The organism is Marinobacter sp. (genome assembly GCF_048259445.1).
Taxonomy (GTDB): Bacteria; Pseudomonadota; Gammaproteobacteria; order Pseudomonadales; family Oleiphilaceae; genus Marinobacter.
In genome coordinates this window covers 82713-90015 of the sequence record NZ_JBLXHQ010000020.1, presented here as the reverse complement: position 1 = coordinate 90015, position 7303 = coordinate 82713, and the positions used below count along the sequence as shown (strand labels likewise).

Here is a 7303-nt window from a genome sequence, read left to right as displayed (position 1 = left end):
CCCGAGGCTCAACGCCCAGATCTCGCCATTTTTCGGGGTGGCAGGTAAACAGCAGTATCTGGTGCCGGGTTGCTGCATCGAACAGGATGCGTTTCATGCCATCCAGGCGATCGGCGTCGCTGTGCACCAGGGTGTCGTCCAGAATGATCAGCGTCGGGCGCCCCGCTTCCTGCAACAGGTCGGCGTAGGCCAGGCGGCTGATTAACCCCATTTGTTCCCGCGCACCGAAGCTTAGCTCTGCCATCTGGCCCAGTTCACTGCCCCGGCTGAACTTTCCGGGCATGAGGTTTTCATCAACTTCCAGGCTGGCCTCGGGAAACAGTACCGTCAGGTAGTGGTCCAGGTGTTTCTGCAGCGGGGCCTGCAACCGACGTGTCAGGGCCTGACGCTTTTCTTTCAGCAGGTTGAGCAGCAGATCCAGCGCCTTCGCCCTTCGGTCCAACTCAAGATACCGGCGATTAACGTGCTCAAGCCTGGCGACCAGTTCGTTGTGTTGCTCCTCAAGCCCCTCAGCACCCCAGGCCTCAAGCCTGGCCCGGATTTCACTCAGTTGCAGAGCACGGTTTTGCTGAGCTTTTTCCTGATGTTCAGCGGTAGCCCGGTAACGCTCTATGTCCTGCTTCAGAAGCTCAGGGCGAGCCTCGCGAATTTGGGCTTCGCGCTCTTTCAGGGATGATTCAAGCGCTGCACCCTGGCTTTCTGCATTGGCAATATCCCGGGCCAGCTCTTCCATCTGCTGCTGGCGCTCAGCGCTGTTCAGCTCATCCTGCATCCGCTGCCACTCACGCTGCGCTGCCTCGCAAGTATGTCGGGCTTTCAGCAACACGGTTTCCTGCTCCCGCTGTCTGGACTCCGCTTCCGTTAATCCCGCCTCTGCCTGCTTCAATTCGGATTCCACCTGGCTCAGGGGCTTGTCGCCGCCCTCAATATCCGCTGCAACTGCCGGCAGGGCTTCGAGTTCTGCGCTGCGGGCTAGCTGCTCGGCTTCCACCTCTGCGCTCAACGAGTTCAGTTGCTCAACGCCGCTCGGTGCCAGGGATCTCAGAACATCATCGAAGCGCTGTATCTGTGCCTCAGCATCCTGCAACCGGCCCAGCTTTAACTCAGCCGCCTCAACAGACTCAACCGCCATAGATGCTAATTGCTGAGACAGGGATTGCTCCAGCCGCTCAAGCTGACGCCGGAGACTTGCAAGATCATCACCTCCGGGTTGAATACCAAGACTACCCAGGCCCGGAATATCCAGAACACCAGGCTCCAGCAGGAGCTTGTCGCCCTGCCCCTCAATGCTCTGACCATCCAGAGCCAGGGCCTTACCCGGGTTAAGGTTCCAGGTGACGCGCGTGGCCACGGTCTGGATTCGAATATTGGCGTCGTCCAATTCACGTTGATTCTGTCTAAGTCGGTTTAACTCACCGATATCAATAAAGTTCTGCTTTTTCTGTTTGCGGGCACTATCCAGCGATGCCTGAATACCCTTGGCTTTTTCCTGACTTTGTCTGAGCTTGGTTAACTCCGCTTCCAGCCTCGTGCAGTCCTTCTGCAGGCGCTCTCGTTTATCTCTGAGATGGGCCTGCTGCAAAGCTGCCGTGGCGACCTGGTATTGGCTGCGGGCAGCCTCAACCGACTTCACCAAATCGGGGCTGGAAAGCTCTTCTTGCTCAAGTTGTTTTTTGGCCTTCTCGTAGTTTTTCAGGCGCAGCGCCAGCTGCTCGCCCTGATTTTTCCAGTGCGCCTGGCTCTGCTTAAGCAAGGTCAGGTTTTGCTTCAGCTGTTTCAGCGAGTCCATCCCGCGGGCTTGCTGTTCCTGCAGTGCCTCAACGTCCCGGTATTTGACTTCTGCACGCTGCATGTCGCGCAGGGCTTCCTCCCAAGGCCGCTCCCGGTTAGCCTGTTCATGCTCAGCTGCCAGAGTGGCCAGCCGGTCTACCTGATCTTTATATTGCTCGACCCGCGCCTGCAGATCAGACGTCTGCTGCTGCAGCGATTCCCGGGTATTCGCAAGATCAAGATACTCACCTCTTGGTTTTCCGGTCGATGTCAGCAACTCCTTGCGTTGCTGTTCCACGGCCTCAATTATTTCGTCCCCTCCGCTACTGGCGACTTCACCCACCAGGTTGTTCAAAGCGGATTTCAGGTGGCCGCCGGCATGTAGAACGGCTTTTTCAATATCCTGCCCCGTGCCCTGCTCTACCCAGAGCAAGCCCGGAATGCCCCAGTGCTCTTCTTTGCTGGCGCCCTTTTTGGGGAACTGATAGCCCAACAGTTCAGCAAGCTTCTCTTCGGCTTCTTCGCCACTGAAGGCGGTGCTGTCTACCAGCAAATCGCAGCGGTGCCGCTTGAGAAAACGCTTGTCCAATTGCCAGCGTTGTCCATTATGTTCAAACAAGAGTTCAACAGTAGGCGCGGCTGATGAGTCTCCCCAGGGCGCCAGATCTTCAGCCGATTTGGACCTGTAACGTTCGAAAAACGCTGCGCGAATGGCCCGCACCAGTGTGCTTTTACCGGATTCATTGGGGCCGTGTATCAGGTTGATGCCGGGCTGCAAGTTACTCAGCTCAAGACCCTGTCTGAACTGGCGGAACTGTTCAACTCGTAAGCGCTGAAGTTTCACTTGGCCACCTCCGCGTCTTTCGGCTTGAGCAGGCTGGCCAGAATCGCCAGAGCATCCCGTGCAACCTCTGCATCCTCACCTTCATCGTTCGTCCGTTGATTTTCCCGCAACTCCTGAACCACATCCCCGAGATAGCCGTCGGCGTGCAGTGCGGCAATGTCTTCATCCGTTGGTTCAAGTTGCAGCCCGGAGCGGTCGCAGGTAACGCTGCGATAGCGTGCCTCCGCAATGGACAGCGCATCGGTAAGCTTCTGATCGCCAACGAGTGTGAGGGTGCCGTCCAGCTTGATATCCAGCACAGAAGCCTCGGGCAACTTACTCATGCGATTCAGCAACTCATCCAGGTCAGATGGCACCGACAGGCTCTCCCGCCACTGGTGCCATTGATAACGTGCAGTTTCATATTGGGTGACCTTTGGCGCTGCGCCCGGTTTTTCGATATCAACAATCAATACGTATCCGGCATCGTTGTTGCGAAACCGCTCAGGCTCCGGCGTGCCGCTGTACCAGGTGCGCTCGTTAATCTCCCTTACGCCATGCCAGTCACCCAGGGCGAGATAATCCAGCTTTGCTGTTTGTGTCCGGTCCGGAGCGATGGGGTTTGTCGCGTCAATATCGTCAGGCAGCACACCTTGCACGCTGCCGTGGGCCAGTCCGATACGCAGCAGCCCGGGGGGCGTTTCTGCTGTGTCGAAGGGTTGGGTCAGGTCGCCGTATGTATGGCGCTGTGTCAGGGGCGCAGCCAGCACAGCAATGCCCTGCTCCGGTAATTGCGTCACTCCGGATTCCAGTGCCAGATGCACGTTAGCCGGCACTGCACCCAGCCGTTTTGCGCGCGTCCACACACTTTCTGCGAGCGCCGCATCGTGGTTGCCGGGCAACATTACCCAGGGGCCTTTAAAGTTATGGGTAGCGTTGAATACTCGCCGGATGGTGCGATCAGACACTGTCTGGGCATCAAACACATCACCTGCAACCAGCACCGCATCACACCGGTGCTCGGTCGCCAGCGCCGCCAGTCGTTCGATGGCTTCGTAACGAGCCTCCACCAGTGCGGCGCTGTCTTCGGTGTCAAACCGGCTATAGGTTCTGCCCATTTGCCAGTCCGCTGTGTGTAAAAATTTTGGCACCCGTTTTCTCCTTCAAAGAAATGGCAATGTGGGCATGGTACACTCAATCCAACTCAACGGGGTGCCGGGCAAATGCCGGGCTGAGACCATACCCGCGGAACCTGATCCGGATTATGCCGGCGAAGGGATTGAGCACTCACCGGCTTCGGTGGGGCCCGCGGCACGGTTGCCTCTGAATGGCTACCCCTGATCTGTCGCGGAGGTTACACAGTTATGCTCGTCCGAGCGCTTGCATTGTTCTTGCTCACTTTAGCTTCTGTGCCTACAAACGCTCAGAAGGTATCAACCCTCACAATTTATACCCACCCGTCTTTTGCCGCCGAATGGGGCCCCGGGCCTGCGGTGAAAGAAGCCTTCGAGCAAACCTGTAACTGCCAGATCAATTATGTGGTGCTCGATAGTGGTGGTGACATTCTTCAGCGCCTGCGCCTTGAGGGCAAGAGCTCCAAGGCCGACGTCGTACTCGGGCTGGACACTGGCACCATGGAAACGACGCGGCAGACCGGCTTGCTGGCCAACCACGAAACCGATCTGTCTGCCCTGAATCTGCCAGTGGACTGGCAGGACCCGGTGTTTGTGCCTTACGACTGGGGCTACTTTGCGTTTGTTTACGACACCGAACAACTCCCGGAACCTCCCGAAAGTCTGGAAGCGTTAATTGCCGCACCTGATGATCTGAAAATTATCATTCAGGACCCCAGAACCAGCACGCCAGGCCTGGGGCTATTACTGTGGATGCGCCACGTTTACGGCGACCAGGCTCCGGAAAAATGGCAGCAACTCAAGGGCAAGATTCTCACCACTACCAAAAGCTGGAGCGACGGCTATTTCTCGCTGTTCATGAATGGCGAGGCGCCGATGATCCTCTCCTACAGCACCTCTCCGGCGTATCACATGGCGGTGGATAAAACAGATCGCTACCAGGCGGCCGAATTCGAGGAAGGCCACTATCTGCAGGTTGAAGTAGCCGCTCTGGTGAACTCATCCGATCAAAAAGAGCTTGGCCAGGCCTTTCTCGATTTTATGCTGAGCGCAGACTTTCAGCGCCACATTCCTCTGAAGAACGTTATGTATCCGGCCACGGATCTGGGCGACGAGCTACCCGCTGTGTTCGATAAGCTGATTCAGCCGGCAGAGGCGCTTTATTTTGACCCGAAAACGGTGATGGAGAACCGCCGCCAATGGTTGAACGAATGGCTGGATGCCATGACACGGTAAAACTGCGTGAACAAAGCCATCAACCTGCGACACTCCGCACCTTTCAGCCGACCTGGATGGCGGCTTTGGCCGGGGCTGGCCATTGCCTGCGCTCTGGTGGTGCTGGCGATGGCAGGGCTGGGTGCGCTGGTTTGGGAGGCTTCACTGCCGGATCTGACTGAACTCTGGCGCAGCCGATACCTTCGCACGGTTGTTACCTTTACGATCTGGCAGGCCTTTCTTTCTGTTGTGCTCAGCCTTCTTGTGGCCATTCCTGTCGCCCGAACCCTGGCAAGGCAACCCGCCTTTCCGGGCCGCATGGTTCTGCTTCGTTTGATGGAACTCAGCCTGGTACTCCCCTCGATTGTGGCGGTATCCGGTCTCATCAGTGTTTATGGTCGCCAGGGCTGGCTTACGGGCTTTGCCAATGACTGGCTGGGCGCATCGTGGAATCTTTACGGCATCAACGGCATTGTGCTGGCGCACGTGTTTTTCAACGCGCCCCTGGCTGCGCGAATTCTGCTGCAAGCAATCGAGAGCGCGCCGGCATCGCAACGACGGGTTGCCGCGCAACTCGGGCTTGGTCGCTGGTGGTACTGGCGTGCCGTGGAATGGCCAGCGGTCAAACCGGTCATGCCAGGCCTTGCGGCTCTGGTCTTCACCCTGTGTTTTACCAGCTTTGCCATCGTAATGACCCTCGGCGGCGGGCCAGCGGCCACGACCATTGAAGTCGCCATCTACCAGTCACTTCGTTTTGAGTTTGATGCGGGCCAGGCGGCGCTGCTGGCCATGGTTCAGCTGGTGATCTGTGGCTTTCTCTGGTGGCTGGCAGCCCGCCATGGGCTCACGGCATCGTTACTTCCCGACAGGCGGGTTGCTTCACATCGAAGCAAGGCCGGCAGCTCAGCCTGGGCGCGCCTTGGAGATGGAGCAGCTCTGGGAGTGTTTGTGCTGTTTCTGGTTACTCCGTTGGTTGCCATTTTGCTCCGAGGGCTGCCGGGCATGGGTGCGGCGTTTTTCCCGGAAGGTTCGTTCTCTGTGAACCCAGCCTTACTTGATGCCACCCTGAGAAGCCTGGCCATTGCGCTACCCGCCGGGCTTATGTCCGTATGTGCCGCGCTGCTCATTCTCGCTTGCGGAACCACAGCGTCACGGCATGCCATTACCCGGCTTACAGATGTGGCCGCCTATTTGCCACTGATGGTTCCGCCGCTGGTTCTCGGCACAGGTCTGTTTTTGCTGTTCCGGCCGAGCCTTGGCAACTCCAGCGAAGGGTTGATTCTGGTTACGCTGATCAACGCCATGATGGCGCTGCCTTTTGTGTTGCAGATGCTCCGGGGGCCCATGGGAAGTCTGGATTCAGCCAGCCGCCAACAGGCCGACCAGCTTGGCGTGCTGGGCTGGTATCGCTGGCGTTGGCTGCACTGGCCAAGAATGCGCCGGCCACTGGCGCTGGCCATGGCCTATGGCACAGGTTTATCGCTGGGAGACTTCGGAGTTATCGCCCTGTTTGGCAGCCCGGGCCAACCCACCCTGCCGGTACTGCTCTATCAGCAACTGGGCAGCTACCGGATTGATGCCGCGGCCGCAACCGGGTTATGGCTTGTGCTGCTTTTGCTGATGCTGTTCAGCGTATTCGGCCGGCTGGGCTCTCCTATTTTTAATACTGGCCTGGCATCGAAATCATCCCGCACTGTTCCGGAGCCTGAACATGCTTGAGGTAAAAAACCTGGTTTTCGCCTACCCCGGTCAGGAGTCTCCCTGGAATTTTCAATTCTCTGTGGCACCGGGGCAATGCATCGCCATTCATGGCGCCAGCGGATCCGGCAAGTCCACCCTTATGAACCTGCTGGCGGGTTTTCTGGAACCACAATCCGGCGATATTCTGTGGCAAGGTGAAAGCTTGCGCTACTGCGCGCCCTGGCAACGGCCAATGACCAGCGTGTTCCAGGAACACAACTTGTTCGAGCATCTGAGTGTGGAAGCCAATATAGGGCTCGGTATCCACCCGGGGCTGAAACTCACGCCGAAAGATCAGCAGGCCATTGAACGTGGGCTGCAAAGTGTTGGCCTGGGCGGCTTTGGCAAGCGCTTGCCCGGTGACCTCTCCGGCGGCCAGCGGCAGCGGGTTGCATTACTGCGCGCGATGCTGCGTAAACAGCCAATAATGCTGCTGGATGAACCGCTTACAGGGCTGGACAGCGAGGCACGCGCTCTTCTGCGGCAGCTGCTGCTGAAGCAGAAAACCCAGGGTGCTCTCATCGTGCTTGCCAGCCATGATGAGGAAGACCGCCTTATACTGGCAGATAGCGTCTGCAGACTCTAAGCTAGTAAGCTAACAAACCAACCTTTGGATTTCTGA

At 57.8% G+C, this 7303-nt stretch carries 5 protein-coding genes and 1 riboswitch; of the genes, 3 read left to right on the top strand and 2 right to left on the bottom strand.

Annotated features, from left to right (window positions below; all coding sequences use genetic code 11):
- Together ACN0RL_RS14475 and ACN0RL_RS14470 are read right to left on the bottom strand one after the other, a co-directional pair.
- The coding region (locus ACN0RL_RS14475) for an AAA family ATPase (protein WP_417517997.1) at positions 1-2614 on the bottom strand (2614 nt) is incomplete at its 3' end.
- Entirely contained in the window at positions 2611-3744 is a 1134-nt protein-coding gene (locus ACN0RL_RS14470; RefSeq protein ID WP_417517995.1) for a metallophosphoesterase family protein, read from the bottom strand. The genes ACN0RL_RS14470 and ACN0RL_RS14475, both read right to left, overlap by 4 nt.
- 47 nt (positions 3745-3791) lie before the next feature.
- A riboswitch (TPP riboswitch) is annotated at positions 3792-3889 on the top strand.
- Between the two features lie 68 nt (positions 3890-3957).
- Between ACN0RL_RS14470 and thiB the strand changes: the two genes are divergently transcribed.
- The 3 genes from thiB to ACN0RL_RS14455 are packed head-to-tail and all read left to right on the top strand — an operon-like array spanning position 3958 to position 7267.
- Positions 3958-4962: a thiamine ABC transporter substrate binding subunit gene (gene thiB / locus ACN0RL_RS14465; protein WP_417517993.1), complete on the top strand. Its 1005-nt coding sequence runs from the start codon at positions 3958-3960 to the stop codon at positions 4960-4962.
- A 6-nt stretch (positions 4963-4968) separates the two neighbouring features.
- The gene (gene thiP, locus ACN0RL_RS14460; protein ID WP_417517991.1) at positions 4969-6660 is read left to right on the top strand and encodes a thiamine/thiamine pyrophosphate ABC transporter permease; all 1692 of its coding nucleotides are present in this window, start codon (positions 4969-4971) and stop codon (positions 6658-6660) included.
- A complete protein-coding gene (locus ACN0RL_RS14455) occupies positions 6653-7267 on the top strand; it encodes an ATP-binding cassette domain-containing protein (protein ID WP_417517989.1) in 615 nt (204 codons plus the stop codon). The genes thiP and ACN0RL_RS14455 overlap by 8 nt, the downstream gene beginning before the upstream one ends.
- The last annotated feature ends 36 nt before the right edge of the window (positions 7268-7303 follow it).

Bases quoted from the DNA above. Each gene is read 5' to 3' on its own strand.
- thiB (WP_417517993.1), top strand. From the start codon at position 3,958: ATGCTCGTCCGAGCGCTTGCATTGTTCTTGCTCACTTTAGCTTCTGTG.
- ACN0RL_RS14455 (WP_417517989.1), top strand. From the start codon at position 6,653: ATGCTTGAGGTAAAAAACCTGGTTTTCGCCTACCCCGGTCAGGAGTCT.